At 57.6% G+C, this 20,841-nt stretch carries 17 protein-coding genes; 11 read left to right on the top strand and 6 right to left on the bottom strand.

Going from position 1 to position 20,841, the window contains the following annotated elements:
- Nucleotides 1-158: 158 nt before the first annotated feature.
- Nucleotides 159-995, bottom strand: a complete 837-nt coding sequence (locus VF639_RS11010; protein WP_331145955.1) for a bacteriorhodopsin — start codon at nucleotides 993-995, stop codon at nucleotides 159-161.
- Nucleotides 996-1,466: 471 nt separating this feature from the next.
- Here VF639_RS11010 and VF639_RS11005 point away from each other — a divergent pair, with 471 nt between their 5' ends.
- Complete coding sequence (locus VF639_RS11005; protein WP_331145954.1) at nucleotides 1,467-2,072, top strand: BLUF domain-containing protein; 606 nt, start codon at nucleotides 1,467-1,469, stop codon at nucleotides 2,070-2,072.
- On the opposite strand, the gene VF639_RS11000 is transcribed toward VF639_RS11005, so the two are convergent.
- Nucleotides 2,069-3,157 (bottom strand): PAS domain-containing sensor histidine kinase, encoded by a 1,089-nt coding sequence (locus VF639_RS11000; RefSeq protein ID WP_331145953.1) that lies wholly within the window; start codon nucleotides 3,155-3,157, stop codon nucleotides 2,069-2,071. The genes VF639_RS11005 and VF639_RS11000 overlap by 4 nt on opposite strands.
- Nucleotides 3,158-3,683: 526 nt before the next feature.
- On the opposite strand from VF639_RS11000, the gene VF639_RS10995 reads away from it, so the two are divergent.
- The 4 genes from VF639_RS10995 (at nucleotide 3,684) to VF639_RS10980 (ending at nucleotide 9,315) form a co-directional block, all read left to right on the top strand.
- Entirely contained in the window at nucleotides 3,684-4,688 is a 1,005-nt protein-coding gene (locus VF639_RS10995; protein ID WP_331145952.1) for an SDR family oxidoreductase, read from the top strand.
- 312 nt (nucleotides 4,689-5,000) lie between these two features.
- Complete coding sequence (locus VF639_RS10990; RefSeq protein ID WP_331145951.1) at nucleotides 5,001-5,687, top strand: thiamine pyrophosphate-binding protein; 687 nt, start codon at nucleotides 5,001-5,003, stop codon at nucleotides 5,685-5,687.
- Nucleotides 5,642-7,006, top strand: a complete 1,365-nt coding sequence (locus VF639_RS10985; RefSeq protein WP_331145950.1) for a PQQ-dependent sugar dehydrogenase — start codon at nucleotides 5,642-5,644, stop codon at nucleotides 7,004-7,006. The genes VF639_RS10990 and VF639_RS10985 overlap by 46 nt, the downstream gene beginning before the upstream one ends.
- Before the next feature lie 68 nt (nucleotides 7,007-7,074).
- The gene (locus VF639_RS10980) at nucleotides 7,075-9,315 is read left to right on the top strand and encodes a xanthine dehydrogenase family protein molybdopterin-binding subunit (RefSeq protein ID WP_331145949.1); all 2,241 of its coding nucleotides are present in this window, start codon (nucleotides 7,075-7,077) and stop codon (nucleotides 9,313-9,315) included.
- 5 nt (nucleotides 9,316-9,320) lie between these two features.
- Here VF639_RS10980 and VF639_RS10975 read toward each other — a convergent pair whose 3' ends face one another.
- The gene (locus tag VF639_RS10975) at nucleotides 9,321-10,319 is read right to left on the bottom strand and encodes an amidohydrolase family protein (RefSeq protein WP_331145948.1); all 999 of its coding nucleotides are present in this window, start codon (nucleotides 10,317-10,319) and stop codon (nucleotides 9,321-9,323) included.
- Between the two features lie 263 nt (nucleotides 10,320-10,582).
- Here VF639_RS10975 and VF639_RS10970 point away from each other — a divergent pair, with 263 nt between their 5' ends.
- Complete coding sequence (locus VF639_RS10970; RefSeq protein ID WP_331145947.1) at nucleotides 10,583-10,765, top strand: hypothetical protein; 183 nt, start codon at nucleotides 10,583-10,585, stop codon at nucleotides 10,763-10,765.
- A 145-nt stretch (nucleotides 10,766-10,910) separates the two neighbouring features.
- Here the strand turns inward: VF639_RS10970 and VF639_RS10965 are convergent, their stop codons facing one another.
- The 3 genes from VF639_RS10965 to VF639_RS10955 form a co-directional block, all read right to left on the bottom strand.
- The gene (locus VF639_RS10965; protein WP_331145946.1) at nucleotides 10,911-11,306 is read right to left on the bottom strand and encodes a response regulator; all 396 of its coding nucleotides are present in this window, start codon (nucleotides 11,304-11,306) and stop codon (nucleotides 10,911-10,913) included.
- Nucleotides 11,307-11,314: 8 nt separating this feature from the next.
- Nucleotides 11,315-12,754, bottom strand: a complete 1,440-nt coding sequence (locus VF639_RS10960; RefSeq protein WP_331145945.1) for a PAS domain-containing sensor histidine kinase — start codon at nucleotides 12,752-12,754, stop codon at nucleotides 11,315-11,317.
- Nucleotides 12,755-13,094: 340 nt separating this feature from the next.
- A complete protein-coding gene (locus tag VF639_RS10955) occupies nucleotides 13,095-13,979 on the bottom strand; it encodes a DUF6565 domain-containing protein (RefSeq protein ID WP_331145944.1) in 885 nt (294 codons plus the stop codon).
- Nucleotides 13,980-14,587: 608 nt separating this feature from the next.
- On the opposite strand from VF639_RS10955, the gene VF639_RS10950 reads away from it, so the two are divergent.
- The 5 genes from VF639_RS10950 to VF639_RS10930 form a co-directional block, all read left to right on the top strand.
- Nucleotides 14,588-15,892 (top strand): APC family permease, encoded by a 1,305-nt coding sequence (locus VF639_RS10950; RefSeq protein ID WP_331145943.1) that lies wholly within the window; start codon nucleotides 14,588-14,590, stop codon nucleotides 15,890-15,892.
- 87 nt (nucleotides 15,893-15,979) lie between these two features.
- A complete protein-coding gene (locus VF639_RS10945; RefSeq protein WP_331145942.1) occupies nucleotides 15,980-17,149 on the top strand; it encodes an LLM class flavin-dependent oxidoreductase in 1,170 nt (389 codons plus the stop codon).
- Between the two features lie 306 nt (nucleotides 17,150-17,455).
- Nucleotides 17,456-19,375, top strand: coding sequence for a site-specific DNA-methyltransferase (locus tag VF639_RS10940; protein ID WP_331145941.1), 1,920 nt, complete (start codon nucleotides 17,456-17,458; stop codon nucleotides 19,373-19,375).
- 97 nt (nucleotides 19,376-19,472) lie between these two features.
- Nucleotides 19,473-20,288: a hypothetical protein gene (locus tag VF639_RS10935; protein WP_331145940.1), complete on the top strand. Its 816-nt coding sequence runs from the start codon at nucleotides 19,473-19,475 to the stop codon at nucleotides 20,286-20,288.
- On the top strand, nucleotides 20,285-20,841 hold a 557-nt coding region (locus VF639_RS10930), incomplete at its 3' end, for a DEAD/DEAH box helicase family protein (RefSeq protein WP_331145939.1). The genes VF639_RS10935 and VF639_RS10930, both read left to right, overlap by 4 nt.

Genomic DNA, 20,841 nt, shown 5'->3' with positions numbered 1-20,841 from the left:
AAGACTTAAGTAAGCAAGCTACATGACAATAAGCATTCTGCTCGGTTTGCTTTCGAAACAACCTATTGAGCTTCCGACAAGAGTTTTTTACTTGCCTTCCTTCTTTCTGAAGAACCTAAAAATACGCAAGCCCACCGAAGCCGGTAAGCGCGCAGCGCCTAGCTTACCTGGTGGCCAGGCAGCACCGCTTCTTCGGGTAGGCGCTCTTCCAGCAGTTTTTTAGCGGCCAGATAAACCACCACCACTACTCCCACTTTATTGACGATGTCAGCGATGGTAAAGGCAATATGAATCCAGTCCAGGTTCAGATCGGTGAGCGTGAGCAGGTAGCCGATGGGATACACGCCCCAGGTGGTGACGGTAGTTAAAGCCATCCATTTGAAAGCGTGCCGTTCGGGCTCCCTGGCGCGCTCCTTGAACTGTTGCCACAATCGGCGCAGCGTGAGCGGAATCAGCACGTAGCCCGCCGTAGAGATGGCGCCCCACAGCAGCTTCGGTCCCGCCTGAATGTGGCCATCGGGCGTTAGTTGCTGCTCGCCGATGAAGCCCGTCAGGATCATGAAAAAATCAGCGCACAGCAGCACCCTGATGGATCGTTTGGCTTCGTGGGGCTTGATGCGCAGCATGCCGACCATCTTAAGCAGGAGGAGCGGCGTAGTTACGGCCCAGTCCATGTACCGGTAGCCGCCGATGGCCTGGTAGCTGTGGTTGATGAGGCTGCGCCGCTCTTCGTCGCTGGTCAGTTTGGCCAAGTCCTCCAGCATGTGGTGGTAATAGGTCAGAATAAGGAAGTACGACACCCCGGCCACGGCGGCAATAATGGCTTCGAACACGCGGGAGGTGCGGTGCTCGGGCACGACGCTGCTGTGGGTGGCCAGCGAAAAAATCAGGTTGCCTAGAAACGAGTAAGCGGCCACCGAAATAAAGAAGTAAGTGACCATGGGCAGCAAACCCACTTCGCTGGCCGTGGGAACAAACGTACTGGAGAGGTGCATAGGCTTCCGATTAAGTGAAAGAACGCTCCTATCATACGGCCTCAGTTCTTGTTGAAATGCTTGTATTTATACGTATTTCCATTCCTGCTGCATTCCGGGCCCAGAAGAAATACGGCCAAGCACCGCCGCCTGCTTTCCTGGTTCTCCCATCACGATTCTGGTTTACAGCTGCTTGTTTCGGGTTACCGGGGCCACAGCAGCTGGTGCACGACAACTTTTGTTTCTTGGGCCGCTGTGGCCAGCACAGCTCCGAAACCGGTCGGCGGTTGGGGCCGCCCAGCATACCGGGCGGCCGACTGCTGGCGTTTTGCTACGCTAGAGGTTGAAGCCCTTGGCAACCCAGCAAGGTTAAAACTACCGATTTGACCCTAGTAACAACTACTTAAACCGTATGATAACTCTTTATAAGTAAGACTATTACAATAAAAATTATACATATCCAATAGGGGGGGGGGTAACGTAAGAAAGCCCATGCAAAACTCTCCTTACGACACCCCCTCCCAGCGGCAACGAGCCGTGGCAATGGCTGTGGCCCTGACCGTCGATACCCCCTTGGCGCCCCAACGCTACGAGCGTCACTTGCTGTCCCTCTACCAAAGCGGCACGCTTACCATCGAAGAAGTGGTGGAACTGCTCGACTTAAGTGTTTACCAGGTGCTTTACCACAGCCGGGCCACCAAGCCCCCGAACGAAACTGATTTGCTGGCGCTGCTGGACTGGTCGCGCCGTTTCAATGCCGAGCACCAGATTACGGGCTTGTTGCTTTACAGCGACAACCGGTACGTACAAGTGCTGGAGGGGCCGGAGGCCGATGTGCGTGCCCTCTACACCCGCATAAAAAAGGACCCGCGTCACGAGCAGGTGGTGACGGTGAGCGAAGGCCCCAGCCCGCAACGTCGATTTGCCGATTGGCGCATGGGCTTTGGGAAGTTGGCCGTACCGCTTATCGATCAGGTGCTGGAGGCGGCCCGCCAACAAACTCTTTACACGGGCATCCCCCTCAACGACCCGCACTTACAGGCCCTCTTGCTGGCTTTTGGCAGCACTGCTGCCAGCGAGCAGAAGACGCCAGGCTAAAGGTCAGCCAGCGGTATTTCCACGGTAAAGGTACTCCCCTGCCCTTCGGTGCTAGCCACCGAGAGCGAGCCTTCGTGCCACTCCACTATGGTTTTGCACAGCATCAGGCCCAGGCCGGTGGTGTCTTCGCCGCGCAGCCCTGGCCGGCGGGCTTTGGTGAAGCGCTCAAACAAGTACGGCTGCAAGACTTCCGGAATCCCGATGCCATCGTCCACAACCTGAATTCGTACGCAGTTGGGGTAGGAGTTTATCTGCACGGTGATGTGGCCGCCGTCGGGGGTGAACTTGATGGCGTTGCTGATTAGGTTGGTGAGAACCTGGGTGAACTTGTTGACATCCAGATTCACGTATACCGGCTCGGCCGGTAAGGCGTAGGTAAACTCGTGTCCTAGCAGCCTTTGCCCCCGTTGCAGTTCCTCCAGCGGAAGGCGCAGCGCCCCTCCCACCTCCACCCGGTCCCGCTTCAGGTCGGTATTGGCTGAACTTAGAAACTCGATGTTAACCAAGTCCCGAATCATCTTCACGCTGTTGCGGCTGGTGGTTTCGAGCACGCGCAGCATCTCGGGCACCCGGCTCTCAGCCGGGGCTTGGAGCTCTTCGCGCAGGTACTCCGCTATTTGCTGCACCAGCACAAAGGCCCCGCCTAAATCGTACGAAAGAATTTCCAGCGTTGCGTTTTTCTTGGTGTTGTAGGTGTCGGCATTGTACTGATAGCGCTTAGCCACGCTGATATCCCGCAGCACGCCCGCCACCAGCACGGCATCGGAACCGGTTTGCTGCTGGTAGGGCGAGAGGCAGAACCATTGCTCGGGCTGGCCCACCTGTTGCAGGCGCACTTCTATTTCATCCGAGGCCCGGCCGCGTACCCACAGTTTCCAGTAACGCATCAGATACCCGTAGTCGTCGGGGTGCAGGCAGGCCAGCAGACCGGGTAGTTCCTCGTTGACCTCCGCTAGATGGCCGTGTAATACGTGTTCGTAAGCAGGATTGATGAACACAACCCGGTGCGCCTCCACATCATACACGAAATGAATATGCGCGCTGGCTTCCGCCTGCTTGTCAAATAAGGCGGCGAAGTCAGACATCAGGTTCAGCTTAGTTAGCTATAAAGGTAACATGGTTTAGCTAGCATCTCCCCTCCGCTGCACAAACAGAGCATCAGGCATCAGGCATCGGGCATCGGGGCAGATTCCGGATAAGCACAACGAACGAGGAGAAGCAAGCCGTAATGCCTCAACACGACCTAGGCACTCGCTGGGGCGCTAAACAGGCGGCGCTACGTCAAAACCAGGACGGAGGACCCTTACACGCTTCCTAAAAACCGCCTTACGCTAACGGCAACCCGGCAACAGTGCGCCCTGGCTGTCGCCATTGCTACCGGGGCCGCCGTGGCAGGCCCTCGTGGCCGTCATTGGTTGGCGGCCTTACAGTTTCCGTTAAAAATCCGTATAAATCCCTTTCAACGCCTTCTGTCACAGGCCGTACAACTAAATAGCCGCTGAACTTGGCTCGGGGCGGAGCACGCCCACTGCCCGGTAAGCAGCGCCCCCAAATTCTTATTCACGATCAAGTTCCCTGAACTCCCGAACCAAACATAGCTTACTAGTTACTATGACTGAAGACAACAAATTCAGCCGGCGCCAAGTGCTCGGCGGCTTAGGAGCCAGCTTAGCCGCCGCCGCGGTGCCCCCTATTTTCTCGGCGGAGGGTGCCGCCCCCGAGGCTTCAACGCCTGCTCCCCTCCTGGACCCGACCAAGACCTACCCCAAGCCCCCGTTTAAAGGCCAGTCGCAGCCTTGGCCGGGCCTGGCCAGCCAAATGGACCCGCGCCCCGACCATGGCGAGAAAAGCTACAAGGGTTCGGGTCGCCTACAAGGCCGCAAAGCTCTGATTACGGGCGGCGACTCGGGCATGGGCCGCGCCGCCGCTATTGCTTACGCGCGGGAAGGGGCCGATGTAGCCATCAACTACCTGCCCGCCGAGGAGCCGGATGCCAAGGAAGTTATTGCACTCATTAAAGCCGAGGGCCGCAAAGCCATTGCCATCCCCGGTGATCTTCGGGATGAAGCCTTCTGCAAGAAGCTGGTGGACGAAGCCGTGCGCCAGCTAGGTGGCCTGGATATTCTGGTCAGCAACGCGGCGCGCCAGCAAGCCCACCCGTCCATCATGGACATTTCCTCCGAGCAGTTCGACTGGACGATAAAAACCAATATTTACGCGCCCTTCTGGATTATCAAAGCGGCCCTGCCGCATTTGCAGCCCGGCTCGGCCATCATCGGCACCACCTCGGTGCAGGCCACCGATCCTTCCGCCGACTTGTACGACTACGCGCAAACGAAGGCGGCTACCACCAGCTACGTTCGGTCGTTGGCCAAACAGCTCGGCCCGAAAGGTATCCGGGTGAACGGCGTTGCCCCCGGCCCAATTTGGACGCCGCTGCAAGTAAGCGGCGGCGCCACGCAGGAAAAACTGAAAAGCTTTGGTGGTACCACGCCGCTGGGCCGGCCCGGCCAGCCCGCCGAACTCGCCTCCATTTACGTGCAGCTGGCCGCCAGCGACGCCAGCTACGCCACCGGCCAGGTTTACGGCGCAGCCGGCGGCGACGGGCAGCCTTAAGCAGTAAGCAATTTAAGGTCAAGCAGAAGAACAGTAAGCGCCCCTCGAGGGAAATATACCGGCGAGTCTGAAAGCACAGAACCTGCTTTCAGACTCGCTTTTTCTGCTATGACAACGGTAGCAGCACCTCCTAGTGGCGCGTGAGGAGCCGGCGCAACGCCAGGGCTTCAACCCCAAAACCACCCGCACTTTACCACCTCAGCCTTCGAAACCCTGGCACAGAGCGGGAAGTATTGCCTAAGCAAGTGCCGCCAGGAAAGTGGCTACAGCCTCCCCTCCTGCTGCTTATTTACCTTCTGACCGTACGGCGTTATGCCTCAGCAAGTCAGCGACTTCATTGTTCAACGCCTGTCCGACTGGGGCATCCGGCGCATCTTCGGTTACCCCGGCGACGGCATCAACAGCCTGATGGGCTCGTTGAGCCGGGCCCAGGACAAAATGGAATTCATTCAGGTACGCCACGAGGAAATAGCGGCGCTCATGGCCTGCGCCCACGCCAAGTTCACGGGCGAAGTGGGCGTATGCATGGCCACTTCCGGCCCCGGCGCCATTCACCTGCTCAACGGCCTCTACGATGCCAAGCTCGACCACCAGCCGGTGGTGGCCATCGTCGGGCAGAAGGCCCGCACCGCCATGGGCGGCAGCGCCCAGCAGGAAGTGGACTTGTTATCCTTGTTCAAGGATGTCGCCAGCGACTTTGTGCAGCAAGCCGCCGACCCGAGCCAGGTGCGCCACCTAATCGACCGGGCCGTGCGCATTGCCAAGGCCCAGCGCACGGTCACCTGCGTTATCGTGCCCAACGACTTGCAGGAAGAGGAATACGAAGACCCTAAACACGAACACCAAACCATTCACTCGGGCATAGGCTATACCGCTGCTACTTCTTTGCGTAGACATGGGAAGCCGAGACCTTTTGTTGGCCTCTTTACTCTTTACTTCAACTACGTGCTTTTATGTGGCATAAACATTCTTGGCTGCTGCCCGTGCTCGGGTTGTTGACCGCCTGCGGTGATTCGACGCAACAGAAACAAGCTTCTCAACAAGAAACCCAAGGCGGGGCGGCCAACGCCGACTCCGCCACGGCAGCAACACGGCTCGCGCGCTTACCAGCCCCTGATACCACGCACGACGTGCAGAACTTCAGCAAGGTGATAGGCTGGCCGGCCGGCAAAAAGCCCACGGCGCCGCAAGGCTTCGAAGTGGCTGCTTACGCCAGCAACTTCCAGAATCCGCGGTGGATCTACCAGGCTCCCAACGGCGACATCTTCGTAGCGGAATCCAACACCATTCCCCAAACCTCGACGGCCAAGGGCGAAAAGAAGCAGGGCCTCAAAGAGTCGAAAGCCATGCGCGAGACGAGTGCCAACCGTATCACGCTGCTGCGCGACGCCAACCGGGACGGGCAGCCCGAGGTGCGGGAAGTGTTTCTGACCGGGCTAAACCAGCCGTTTGGCATGCTGGTGATGGGCAATTATTTCTACGTCGCCAACACCGACGGCGTGCTGCGCTACCCCTACACCGCAGGTCAAACCAAGATGACCGCAACGGGCCAAAAAATCATGGATTTGCCGAAAGGCGGCTACAACAACCACTGGACCCGCAACCTGCTCCCAAGCCTCGACGGCAAGACCATCTTCGTGTCGGTGGGCTCGGGCTCGAACGTGATGGAGCACGGCGCGGATAACGAGGTGCGCCGCGCCGATATTCTGCAAATCAACCCCGACGGCTCGGGCGAGAAGATCTACGCCGCTGGGCTGCGCAACCCCGTTGGCATGGCCTGGCAGCCCGGTACCAACCAAATCTGGGTTGCCGTGAATGAGCGCGACGGCCTGGGCAACGACCTGGTGGCCGACTATATAACCAGCGTTAAGCCGGGCGGCTTCTACGGCTGGCCCTACGCCTACCTCGGCCCCAACGAGGACCCGCGCCGCAAAGGTGAGCGGCCCGATTTGGTAAAGCAAACTCTGGCGCCCGATGTGCCGCTGGCGCCGCACTCGGCCTCGCTGGGGCTGGCTTTTTACGACAAGCAGGCCTTTCCAACTCGCTATCAGGGCGGTGCTCTCGTTGGGCAGCACGGCTCCTGGAACCGCGCCATTTTTTCGGGATATAAGGTGGTGTACGTGCCCTTTAAGAACGGTCGTCCCGCCGGCCCACCCGAAGATTTCCTGACCGGGTTTCTGGTAGGCAACGGCACCAAGGAAGCCTACGGCCGCCCCGTGGGCATTACCCCCCTCGCCGACGGCTCGTTGCTGGTAGCCGACGATGCCGGCAATATCATTTGGCGAGTACAGGCCACCAACGAACAGCCGCTAAGCTAGTTTTCCGTTTTTGGTTTTTCGTCGAGGATTGACCTAAACCAGAAACGGAAAACCAAAAACTAAAGTCCATGAAACAGCAAGCTTTAGCAAACAACGCGACCGGGGCGCCTATGAACCGGGTCGATGGCCGCCTCAAGGTGACCGGAGAGGCCAAGTACGCCGCCGAGTACAACCCCGACAACCTCACCCACGGCGTGCTGGTTACCAGCACTATTCCCCGGGGCCGCATCAAGCGCCTCGATACGGCGGCGGCCGAGCGGGCGCCGGGCGTGCTGGCGGTTATCACGCACTTGAATTCGCCTAAAGTGCCCGGCTACGGCGGCGATGTAAACAACGGCGGCTCGCGGATGGAAGGCCAGGAATTGCGCGTGTTCTACGACGACCAAGTGCATTTCAACAACCAGCCCATCGCGCTGGCCGTGGCCGATACGCTGGAACGGGCGCAGTACGCGGCCTCCCTGGTGAAGGTGGAGTACGAGGCCGAAGCGCACGAATCCGACATCACCGCTAACCTGGGGCAAGCTTACCCGCCCAAGCGCAACAACGACCACAGCCACGGCCAGCCCTACGCCTACCGCACGGCGCCCGTGCGCATCGAGCAGGAATATCAGACGGCGGTGCAGGTACACAACCCGCTGGAAATGCACGCAGCCGTGGCCGTATGGTCTGCCGAAGACTGCCTGACGGTGTACAACAAGACGCAGGCCGTGAAGAATTCGCAGAGCGACTTGGCCCAAGCCTTCAACCTGCCCAAGGAAAACGTGCAGATTTTTTCGCCCTTCGTGGGCGGGGCCTTTGGCAACTCTTCGCGGGTGTGGCCCCCGGAAATGGCCGCCGTGTTGGGAGCCAAGAAGGTAGGCCGGCCCGTGAAAGTGATGCTGCGGCGCGACCAGATGTTCAACATGGTAGGCTACCGGCCGCATTCGGTGCAGAAAATGGGTTTGGGCGTCACCGCCGACGGCACCCTCGTGGGTATCACCCACGAGGCCACGGGCTTTACTTCCCGCTACGAGCAGTTTACCGAGCGCCTCGTGGAGCCCACCAAATCCATGTACCGCTGCCCAAACCTGAATACCACCTACCGACTGGTGCCCCTGGACGTGAGTACGCCCTGCTGGACGCGCGGCCCCGGTGAGACCAGCGGCTCCTTTGCCCTCGAATCGGCCATGGACGAGCTGGCTTATGCCCTGAAAATGGACCCGCTGGCGTTTCGGCTGAAAAACTACGCCGACCTGGACCCGGAAAACAACAAGCCGTGGTCGACGAAGTACTTAAAGGAATGCTACCAGATGGGCGCCGAGCGCTTCAACTGGCGCCAGCGCAACCCCGCCCCCCGCTCGCTGCGCCAGGGCGATTGGCTGGTGGGCACCGGCATGGCCTCGGGCGTGTACAAAGCCGACCGTTCTCCGGCCACGGCCCACGCCCAACTACTGGCCGACGGCACCCTAATCGTGCGCAGCGCCACGGCCGACGTAGGCCCCGGCACGGCCACCATCATGACGCAGATTGCCGCCGATGCCCTGGGCCTGGCCCCCGAGCAGGTACGCTTCGAGCTAGGCAATTCTGCCTTCCCGCCGGCGCCGGGCCAGTTTGGCTCGCACACGGCAGCCTCGGTCGGGGCGGCGGTGCACGACGTGTGTACGGCCCTCAAGCAAAAGCTACAGGAGTTAGCGCTGCGCCAAACCAGTTCCTCGCTAGCCAGCGCCGCCCCCACCGACCTGGTGGCCGCCAATGGAGCCTTCTCGCTGGCCAGCAAACCCGCCGTGCGCGTGCCGTACACCGAGGTATTGAAGCAGCAAAACCTGCCGTTGCTGGAAGTAACGCTGGAGTCGAAGGGCGGGCCGGAAATGCAGGCGTACTCGGGTAAGTCGTTTTGCGCCAACTTCGTGGAGGTGCATGTGCACGCCCTGACCGGCGAGGTTCGCGTAAGCTGGGTGGTGTCGGCGCTGGATGCCGGGCGGGTGCTCAACCACAAAACGGCCCGCAGCCAGGTACTTGGGTCGGTGGTGTGGGGCATCGGTATTGCCCTCATGGAACACGCTCAAATCGACCACCGCTACGGTTGCTTCCTCAACCACGACCTGGCCGAATACCACGTGCCAGTGCAGGCCGATGTACCGGCCGTGGATGTCCTTTTCGTGGATAAACCCGACCTCCGGCTAGACCCGGTGGGTGCCAAAGGACTAGGCGAAATTGCACTTATTGGCTTCACGGCTGCCGTTGCCAACGCCGTGTACCACGCCACCGGCCAGCGCATTCGCGAGTTGCCCATCACCCCCGATAAGCTGCTGTTGGCAACTGGCAGCTAATCTCTTTACTGGACCGGGAGTTTCAGGAGCCGGTCGGCGTTGCCGTGGGCAATTTTGGCGACATCGGCCGGTGCCAGCGCCATAGCATCCAGAAAAGCGCGGCCTTGGTCGTTGGTACTGAAAGGATAGTCCACGGAAAACAGCACCCGGTCGATGCCGAAGGTAGCAATGGCGGCCTGCAACGGCGGCTGGGTGAATATACCGCTGGTGGTGATATAAACCTGCTGTTGCAGGGTCTCGCTGATGGTGCGGGATAGGCCCGTCATTTTGGGCTGAAAAATGGAGTCGCAGCGCGCCATCAGCATGGGTAGGGTTTCGCCCATGTGGCCGATAATAAGCTGCAGCCGCGGATACCGCTCGAACGTGCCCGAAAGCACCAGCCGCAGCACGTGCACCGCCGTTTCGATGTGCCAGCCAATGCCGGCCATGCCTAATTGCGTGGACAGCGCCGGTGGCAGCCCTTCGTAGTACGTCTGGCGCACCAATGCCGGCGGAATATTAGGGTGCAGGTACAGCGGCACCTCCAACTGCTCGGCCCGTTGTAGCAGCGGCGCAAACTTGGGGTCGTCCAGAAAGCGGTTTTCGGTGAGGCCATTGATCATGGCTCCGCAATACCCTAGCTCGCGCACAGTACGCTCCAACTCGTCGGCGGCGGCTTCAGGCGCGGTCATGGGCAAGTGTGCGAAGCCAGCAAAACGCGCGGGGTTTTCTGCTATTTTACGGGCTACCGCGTCGTTATAGTCACGCGCTAATTGAGGTCCCTCCTCTGCACTCAGCAAGTCGGCCCCGGCTCCTGACACCGACAGCACCTGCATGGTAATGCCCGCGGCATCCATAGCCTGTAAGCGCCGGGGGCCAACTTCCTGTAGTTGCGGCTGCACCCGTTGTAGCGGCGATTCAGGATCGTCGGGCAAAGGCCAGCCTCGCCCTGTAATCAACTCTGGTGCAATTCGTTGTATTAACTCAGGAAAGCTGACGTGTTCTTCTAAGGCAATAATGCGCATAGCAAAAGCGGTGATGGAGAGGCAGAGTAATACCCACGTTTTCGTTACCAAGTCACAGCCTTTGCATTTTCTGGCCGCGTTAGGACTTTAGATTGCAGCTAGGGAGCACATTCCCAAATCTATACTCAAATACCAAATAGAGAATATAAATTAAGTACTAGTCCCAAATAGAACAACATTTACCTTTTGCTTTACGTGCCACAACGTCATTTTTGTTGACATGAAAAGTTGCTCCCTATCCTCCACCACCTTAATTACACACCATGCTGTTTTCTACCCCCAATGCAGAAGCTGCCACAGACACTTCTGATCATGAAAAACCACTTCATTTCGAAACTATTGATGGCTTACGAGTTTCTTATGAAGAAGCAGAAGCAGCCCTGCGGAGTGGCCAAGCCGTATTAGTAGGTGATTTGCTTGTAGGTTTATTTATATCCTTTCGATAAGGACAACATACAATTCGCTGGAACACTACTTTCCCACAAAGAGACGCCTAGAGGGAATACATCTTGGCTCTTACTCTCCTTTGGTTGTTTCGAATTGGTTGCAGCCTACGCTACAGCGGTAGAGTAGTGTCTATTGCCTCAGCAATTAGTGGCGGCCTTCAGCCACTTGGGCATGAATGGTTTGGATCTGCAGGTCGTCTAGCGGCTTATGAATTAGGCCAGCCACCAGCGGAAACTCCTGTACCCGCTCTGTATCAGAAGGAGCGAGCGAGGAAGTCAGAACATAGATAAAGCAACGGCCAGCCAGCTGCGCCTCGAAGGGCCGCAAAGCTGTCAGGAAGTCCCACCCGCTTATTATTGGCATGTTGAGGTCCAGCAGAATCACATCGGGCACCTCGTCGGGAACACTTTGCTGAACGTAGCGTAATGCTTCCTCCGGTGACTGAAACGAACACAAACCTTCGGCTAAACCTTCGCGCTTCAGTATTTTTTCGGTTAGAAACACACTGATATAATCGTCATCTACAAGTACGGTACGCATATATTTTCTTAAGGTAAGAGCAGTTGGAATTCGGTTCCGGCGTCTGGGGTGCTATGCACCTCAATATGGCCGCCCATTACCTCCACGTGCGAGTTGACTAGATACAGGCCCAAGCCCCGGCCAGCAGGCACTGAATGAAACCGTTTGTAAAGTTTGAATACTTCTGCCCCTGCCTTTTCCCGATCAAAGCCTGAGCCATTATCTGCTACCGTTACGTGAACCCCGTTTTCCGGATCAGCGCTTCCCGTAATAACAACCCGTAGAGAGCGGTTTTCGGACCGATATTTTATTGAATTCGAGAGCAAGTTAAAGAAGATACTGAACAGGTAGGCCCGCTTGCCATGTACGCGCAGGTCCGAGGACACTTGCAGCACCACTTCCCCACCGCTCTGCTGCAACGGCTCTTGCAAGCTCTCGACCACTTGTTGCAACACGTCGGTCAATAACACGGTTTCGGTCCCTTCCGCAACCCCCTGCTTATCCCGGACGGCTAGAATGGTATTTAGGTCTTGCAGAATGGAATCGAGTTGCTGCAAGCTGGTTTGCAGGTGGGTTAAGAGCGCGTTCTGTTCGGGGTCGTGGGAGTGCAGCAGCTGTCCGAGGCCCAAGGCATTGGCCAAAGGGGCCCGCAGATTGTGCGAGACAATGTACGTGAACTGCTGTAAGTCTTGGTTGTGCCGGTACAAATCCAACGTCAGCTTTTCTTGGCTAATTTCCGCTTCTTTACGCGAAGTAACGTCCGAGAAATACACCGACAAGCCTTCTTTCGAAGGGAAAACCTTGGTTTCCAGCCACAGGTCGCCGGTTGCGTAATAGGCCTCAAAGTGCGCCGCCTTCCCCGTAGCCATAGCGGCCCGTTGATGGTGGTAAAACAGACTATCAACTTCTGCCGGAAACACTTCCCATAGATTTCTGCCCACCGTTTGTTCGCGGCTTACTTGCAAAAGCCGCTCCGCTTCCTGGTTCATAAAGGTGACGTGCCACTCGCGGTCAAGCAAAACCAGCGCGTCGGTGATACTCTCGAAAATGATGTTGAGCTTACGGGCCTGCTCCTCGATGAGCAGGTGGGAGGCGGCTAACTCGGTGATATCCCGGCCTACCATGTGTACGCCAACAACTGTACTATCAACCACTAACGGCACTTTGGAAATACTGAGCACTTTGGGTTCGGCTCCCTTGAACTGCACCTCCACATCAAACTTCACTGGAATTCCCTGGAAGGCCTCGTGCAATTTCTGATCGAAGAGCGGAATCAGGTCCTCGGGCAGAAAATCGGTCAGCGCTTGCCCCACTACATCCGCTTTGGCTTGGTGCACTAGGCTCAGAAAAGGCTCATTAGCGTCTAGAATAATACCTTCCTTGTTCTGGTAGAGCAGCAGATCCAGGTTGTTCTCAAATAAAGAACGAAACCGTTGCTCACTATCAACGAACTGCTCGCTCGCACTCATAGGTAGACGGTACTGATGTGAAAAACAAGCAACCTGCTACACCGGAGCAAGGCCATGGAATTGGGCATTCTGTATTCAACTCATAGGTTTTTAATACGCCTGTGCCAGCTTTTGCGTTGCAAGCACAGCACTTGTCATAGAAATTATTAGCGGTATAGACTCTCAAAATGTACTGTACAGCTCCAGCAACTGAGGGAGTTGCAAAGAGGGGCTTACATAAGTTGCTAATTAATTAGTTCACTCAACAACCAAGTTGTGGTCGATTGATCGGGTCCGGCTAAACACAAAAAAGCCAACCCCTGTGCACAAGGATCGGCTTTTTTATGAATTAAGCCAAGAATTAATCGGCTTTTTTGTTGTCCTTACCATCGAAGACGCCCTTCACGGCACCCCCAACTTTCTTACCGACTTTCACGGCTCCCTGCCCTATTTCTTTGCCGGCTTCCTTCACGTCGCTGCCAGTGTTTTTGGCTGAGCGCTCCACCTGCACGCCCTTGCCTTTGGCTTGTGCGTCGGCCTTGTCGCCGGTAACTATATCAGCGCCCTGCGACACGCGCGACTCGGTTTTGTCGAAGGATTTGAAGGCGGCATACTTCAGCTTTTCCTTGGCAATTTCCGCTTTGTCTTTGCCGCTCACGTTACCCTTGATTTGATCGTATTTCTGATCAAGCGCCCGCCACTCAGCGTTGATGACGCGCCAGTCGCCTATTTCATACTTGTCTTCGTTGTTTTTCACGCGCTGGATAAACGCCTCGTACGTGGCCCGAGCATTGGCGGCCGTCATGGCAGCAGCGGGGCTAGTGGCTTTGTAAAGCTTAGCCGGTGCTTCGCCCGCGGGAGCCGGGGCGGGCGCAGCAGCAGTTGTAGTCATTGGGGCCGTAGCCGTGTTGGTGGTATCGGTGCTAGCCGTGGCCGTGCTGGCCGTAGCGGCGCTTTGCGCGGTGGTGTAGCGCAGCTGCAAACGTCTGATTTCCGCTTGCTGGGCGGTGTCAAACTCGGCCGAGTAACGCTGTACGGCAGACAAACGGGCGGCAAAGGTGTCGGGCACCGTGGTGGCAGGAGTTGCCTCCGCTTCGGCTACGTACGTCTGTAGGTTGTCGTAGGCACGCTGGCCTTCCTGCGATACTTCTTTCTTATTGTTGGAAGAACAGCTCGATAAGGCCAGGGAGCTACCACCGGCTAATAAGGTGGCTAGCAATAGGGTGTTGATGCGAATGTGGAGCATGACTCGGAAAAGTAACACAAGTGAGAGTTGGACAAATACTGATTGGCTGGCTTTTAAACGCAGCGGTGTGTCCCAAGGTTGGAAATACGCTTCCTTAATCCGCTCGTGGCAGCTAGCTTTAGTGCTGATTTATAGTTTTATCGTCCAATAAAAAGGGAACTGCACACTGGTTGAATAAGACAGCAAAGCGCCTGTAGTCGCTGCCTAACAGGCAGGCTAAGACTCGGAGTTTCCGCCTCTTCAAGGGCCAATATCAGCTGTACTCTGTTGTAGCACAAGCAACCGAAATTCAAAGTTTCCAGGCTTGTGGTGCTAACTAGTGGTCCTGTGTGCCAGGCATCTTTTCGGCTACATCAGCTTCGGGCAACGTATGCTGCCCGAGCATTGAAAAACTTGCGCCGCTGAGGCCACTGCCTATATTTGCCACCCCACGAAAAGGTTTCGCGCTGTTAACTAATGCCCGTGCCGATTCCTGTATCCTCCTAGTAGTGCGTAGTATGCTGTTTAGAAAGCTGATTGGAAACTGTCCCTGTTGTTGCCCCGCAACCACTGACTCGGCGCCGGAGAGGTGCTGAGCTGCCCTTTTCCGCTTTCTTTCTCTACTTCGCATGACTCCTCCTATGGCGGCATCCCGGCCTGATTTGGTACGCGGCATTGGCCGCTGGGACTTTGTGGCCCTTATCGTCAACATCACTATTGGGGCCGGCATTTTAGGGCTGCCCGCCAAAATCTACGCCTTAATTGGGACGTATAGCTTGGTGGCTTATGTAGTGGCGGCGGCTATCGTCGCGCTGATCATCCTGTGTTTCGCGGAGGTTAGCAGCCGGTTCAACGGGGCTGGCGGACCATACCTGTACGCGCGGGAGGCGTTCGGGCCGCTGCTCGGATTTGAAGTCGGCTGGCTGCTCTGGATTTCGCGCCTGGCCAGCTTCGCGGCTCTTTGCAACCTATTCGTTGACTATGCCGCCTATTTCTGGCCCGCCGCGGGCGTGGGCGTTGGGCGCGCGGCGCTCATGGCCGGGCTTATTGCGGGGCTTACCCTACTCAATCTGGTGGGCGTGCGCACGGCCTCGTTGGTTAACAACCTGTTCACGGTGAGTAAGCTGCTGGTACTGGGGCTGTTTACGGTGGTGGGCTTGTTCTTCGTGGATTGGCAGGCGTTTTCGTTTGCCGTAGCTCCCTCCTACACCGGTTTTTCCAGCGCCGTTTTGCTGCTCATCTTCACTTTTTCCGGGTTTGATGTAGCCGCCATTCCAGCCAGCGAAATCCAGCAACCGCAGCGCAACGTGCCCTTCGCGCTGTTTACGGCCATTGCCACGGTAGCCGTTTTGTTTCTGCTGGTGCAAGTGGTGTGCATCGGCACGCTACCCGATCTGGCAACGGCGGAGCGGCCCCTGGCCAGCGCCACCCAACGCTTTTTAGGACCGGGCGGGGCGGCGCTGGTGGCCGCCGCCGCCATGCTCACGGCCCTGGGTACGCTCAACGCCCTTATGCTCACGGGGCCGCGGCTGCTGTTTGCTTTGGCCGAACAAGGACAGATTCCGGCAATTTTCGGGGCGACGCACCCCCGCTTCCGTACGCCTCATGTGGCCCTACTGGTATCGGCGGTGCTGAAGCTGGCTTTGGCGGTTTCGGGCACTTTTATTTATGCCCTTACGCTCAGCACCATTATCCGACTTACGTATTTCGCGCTTACCTGCGCCGCGCTGCCGGTGCTGCGCCGCCGCTACCCGGCCCAGCCGGCGCCGTTCCGGGTCTGGGGCGGCGTAGTGGTAGCCCCTTTGTGCGTCGGCCTGTGCTTGTGGCTGCTGTCGAGTAGCAAGGGCAACGAAGCGCGCGATGTGGCCTTGTTCGCCGCCGCGGGGCTGGTGCTTTACTTTGTATCAAACCGGCGCCCGGCCACGCAACCTTAACGGCTACGCCTGTTGCCCGGCGGTTGCTGCAACTTTGTTGTTTCCAGCGCCGCACTTTTCTTTCGACCTGCTGCTTTCCTTTAGTGTATGTCTCTTTCCTCTCCCATTACTTCCGTTGCCATTCGCACACCCCAGCGCGTGGCCGAAATTTCCTGGTTCGACGACCTCTGCGGGGGTGACACGCAGTACCTGAGCGTACTTGATGGCGCCTACCGCAGCTCCTGGGCCCATTGCCGCGACATTGTACTTGCCTCCGAGCAGCTAGGCTATTCCAATATTCTGCTGCCCACGTCGTACACCGTGGGGCAAGATGTGATGACATTTGCGGCTGGTATTGCCCCGCAAACCTCGCGCATCAACTTGCTGACGGCCATCCGCACCGGCGAAATCCACCCGCCCATGCTGGCCCGCGCCCTGGCCTCGCTCGACCACATGCTCGAAGGCCGGCTTACCATCAACATTATCAACTCCGATTTGCCCGGCCTGCGCGAAGTGCCCGAACTGCGCTACCAGCGCTGCGCCGAAACCATCGAAATTCTGCGGCAAGCCTGGACGCAGGAGCGCATCGTGCACAAAGGCGAGCTGTACCAGTTTGATATGCCCGCCGACCCCGCCAAGCCCTACCAGCAAAACGGCGGGCCGCTGCTCTACTTCGGCGGCACCTCGGAGGGCGCCCGGGCCGTGTGCGCCAAGTACTGCGACATGTTTCTGATGTGGCCCGAAACCGAGGAAATGCTCTACGAAACCATGCAGGACCTCAGTGCCCGCGCCGCCGCCCACGGCCGCCAAATCGACTTTGGCTTGCGCATCCACGTTATCGTGCGCGAAACCGAGAACGAAGCCCGGGCCTACGCCCGCAAGCTGATGTCGAAATTCGACCCCGTGAAAGGCGCCGAAATAAAGAGCCGGGCCCAGGACTCGTGGTCGTTGGGCGTACACCGCCAAAATCAGCTCCGCGAGTATGCTGATATGGAGGGCTTTGTGGAACCCCTGCTCTGGACCGACATCGGCAAGGCCCGCTCAGGAGCCGGCGGGGCGCTGGTCGGCAACCCCGATCAGATTGTAGAGAAAATCAACCGCTACATGGACATGGGCTTCCGGGCTTTTATCTTCTCGGGCTACCCCCTGCTCGACGAGGCCGACTATTTCGCCCGCTACGTGCTACCGCGCCTGCCCAACGTTTCCATGCCTCAGGTGCAGGGCCGCATTCCGCACGATACCCCCGTCACCCCGCTTACTACGGCCCCACTACGCTAAGCTGGCCGAACGACCTGGCGTCTCGGCGTTGCTGAGGTTGTTTAGTTGGCGGTAGCGCGAAGCCTCCGAGGCCGCTACTTGAACGGTTTAATGCCGAGACGTCAGGTGTAACGTCTCTACCTCGTTCTGACGTCAGGTAGCAATTAAAATGAAGGCGCCCCCGCATTTTCTGGCCGGGCAAAAGCGTAGCGGCCAGGTTGCTAACCTCAGTATCGCCATTGCAACTCGTTAAGTAAGTTGCACGCCACATGGGGGCTATGCAACTTAGGGGCTGACTTAATTGCTTCCGCTTACTGTACCTGCTGCATGAACTTCTCTGCCCCGCCTCTCCCCAATACGCAAACCACCGAACCGCTGGATGGTAGCAGCCTGGACGTAACGGCGGAGAAGCTAGCCCAGCTGCGCCAACTGCTCCCCGACGTATTTGCCGCCGGCAAGCTCGATGTGCACAAGCTGCAGCTGGCGCTCGGCGAGGCCGTGCATACAGGCGAAGAGCGCTACGGCCTGAACTGGCCGGGCAAGGCCGAAGCCTACAAGGAAATCCAGAAGCGCACCACCGCCACCCTCACCCCCGACCGGGCGGGTAGTGTGGCGTTTGATACGGCGGAACATGTGTTTATCGAGGGTGAAAACCTGGAAGTACTGCGGGTGCTGCAGAAGTCGTATTTCGGGCAGGTCAAGATGATTTTTATCGACCCGCCCTACAACACCGGCAACGACTCGTTTGTGTACCCCGACGACTACAGCGAGCAACAGGCGGCCTACCAAAAACGGGCCGGTATCACCGATGCCACGGGCCGCCTCAACAAGAGCGACCTATGGCGCACCAACACCCGCGAAAACGGGCAATACCACTCGGTTTGGCTGGGTATGATGATGCCCCGCCTGTACTTGTCGCGCAATCTGCTGCGCGAAGACGGCGTCATTTTCGTGTCCATCGACGACAACGAAGTAACTAACCTGCGGCACCTGCTCGATGAAATCTACGGGGAGGAAAACTTCGTTGCCAGCATTATCTGGCAAAAGAAATACAGCCCCCAGAACGATGCCAAGTGGTTTTCGGCCATGCACGATTACGTGCTGGTGTACGCCAAAAACAAAGAACTGTGGCGGCCTTATCTGCTGGAGCGCACCGCGGAAATGAATGCCCGCTACACCAACCCCGACAACGACCCGCGCGGCCCCTGGAAATCAGGCGACTTCCTGGTGAAAACGTATTCCGCTGATTACGACTACCCCATTACCACACCGTCGGGCCGGGTGGTGAGCCCGCCTAGTGGCAGCTGCTGGCGCACTTCCAAAACCAACTTTCAGAAGCTGGTGGCCGACAACCGCATTTCGTTTGGCAAAGACGGCAGCAACATTCCCGCCGTTAAGCGTTTTCTAAGTGAGGTCAAACAAGGCGTTACGCCTTCCACCCTTTGGCTGCGGACCGAAGTAGGCGACAACCAGGAAGCCACCAAAGAAGTGCGCGACCTGTTCGACGGTTTACCCTTCGATACGCCCAAGCCCACCCGCCTGCTCAAGCGCATGCTCGATTTGGGCACCCGGCCCGATGAGCACCACTTGGTTCTCGACTTTTTTGCGGGCAGTGCCACCACGGCCCACGCCGTTATGGCCAAGAATCTGGAAGACGGCGGCAACCGCAAGTTTATTTGTATTCAACTGCCCGAAGCCGTTGATCAGCACAGCGGAGCGGCCAAGCTCGGGTACACCAACATTGCCGACGTCAGCAAAGCGCGCATCCGGAAGGCGGCAGCTGCCTTGCAAAACGCCGCCACAAAGTCCGGCGCGCCGCAGTTAGTTGCGGGCCCTGCGCTCGGGTTTCGCTCCTATCGGTTGATTGAAACGAATTTCCGGATTTGGCAGGCACAGCCGGAAGGCAAGGCGGCGCTGCTCGCGCAGTTAGAACTGTTCACCGATTCCTTGCAAAAAGAGCAGGTAGATGCCGAGGCATTGCTCACTGAAATTTGCTTGAAAGCCGGTAAGCCCCTCACTACGACTCCGAGCAAAATTCACACGCACCCCGATGTCTACCGGATTGATGCAAGCTTGTATCTGGCCATTGGGGTGTTGTCTTCCGAGGTGCTGGCGTCGGTAGTTGCGGCCAAACCCAAAGAGCTACTGATCTTGGGCAGAGACTATAACACGGCTTCGGGTGATGTGGCCCTCAGCAATATTCGCCTTGAGTTACGTGAGGCAGGCATAGCCTTATCGATTCTATAATTCAGTTATGGCCTAGGTTGTGCCTCTTTAAATTCCACCTAGCGGTTCCAACGGACCACGATCTTACCACTATCTATCACCATTATTTACAAGCGGCATGCACACGACAAAGCAGGACTGGCTCAATGATGCGCTTGCCGCTAACGGTTATTTTGTGTCGGGGCATGCTAGCACCGAAAGAGTGCTGGGCCTTAAAGGCAAAGCCGAAGTTCGATTTGCCATGCTCAAGGATGGTAAGGCGGTTTATTTCTTGACTATTCGCTCGCCGGAGCCCAACTACCGAGAAATGTATTGGAAGGCCTTTGAAACCAATATGCTGGGGTGGCTACGCTCTATTTATCAGCCCCTCATTCAGCTGTTTTACCACGACGACCAGGAAACGTTCGACGTGTTTTTTCCAGCTAAAGGCACTTTCAAGCAGCTCTCTTTTCAGGGCCTTGCTGATTTCGTGGGCAAATACAACAGCAGCTTTACCACCAAGCCCGGCACGAAAAAGGAAGTTAACACAACCACCAATGACATTTTTCATCACTGGACCCGCAATTATCTATCGTCGTCGTGCGTGGTAGCCGACCTGGATGCCTTCACCTTCAACATGCACCAAGCGGTGTTCTACGAGCTAAAGCGCGTAAAGGAATCGGTGCGAACCTGGCGGCCTTACCTGGACGACCACCGCAACTACGCGGCGCTCGATAAAATTGCCCGAGCCCACGGCGGCGTGGCCATCACCCTGGCCTACCAGGCCACCGGCGACCCGGTGGTAGCCATGCACCGCCACCTGAACTTAGAGCAGCCGGAATGCATCAGGGGCCAAATGCAGCTCCTAGACAAGGAAGTAGCCGTCAGGCATCCTCTCGCCGTCGACTTCTCGGCCATCAGCAGCTACACCAGCACCAACCAGCGCCAGAAATGAAACTACAGTTTGATAGTTCGCAGGACTACCAGCTCGACGCGGTACGGGCCGTGGTAGATGTGTTTAAGGGCCAGCCGCTTTTTGCGGGTGGCTCGCCGACCTCGTTTCAGCAGGAAGGCAGTTCGTTGGAGTTCACGGAGCAGGGCGTGGGCAATCAGCTGGTGCTAAGCGAAAAGCAATTGCTCGATAATGTGCGCCAGGTGCAAGCCCGGCAGGAGCTGCGCCCGTCGGGTGCGCTGGCGCGCACAACCTTCGAAAAAGACGGGCAGCCGGGCTTCATACACCTGAACCTGACGGTGGAAATGGAAACGGGCACCGGCAAAACCTACACCTACCTCCGCACCCTGTATGAGTTGCAGCAACAGTACGGGTTTCGCAAGTTCGTGGTGGTGGTACCTAGCGTGGCCATCCGGGAGGGCGTGTTGAAAAACCTGGAAATCACCCACGAGCACTTCCAGACTCTTTACGGCCAGGTCCCAATCAACTTCAGTTCCTACGACAGCGGCCGCCTGGGTGCCTTGCGCAACTACGCCACCTCCGACGCGCTCGAAGT

Source organism: Hymenobacter sp. (genome assembly GCF_036387835.1).
Lineage (GTDB): Bacteria > Bacteroidota > Bacteroidia > Cytophagales > Hymenobacteraceae > Hymenobacter.
This window is presented reverse-complemented; position numbering and strand designations above follow the sequence as displayed.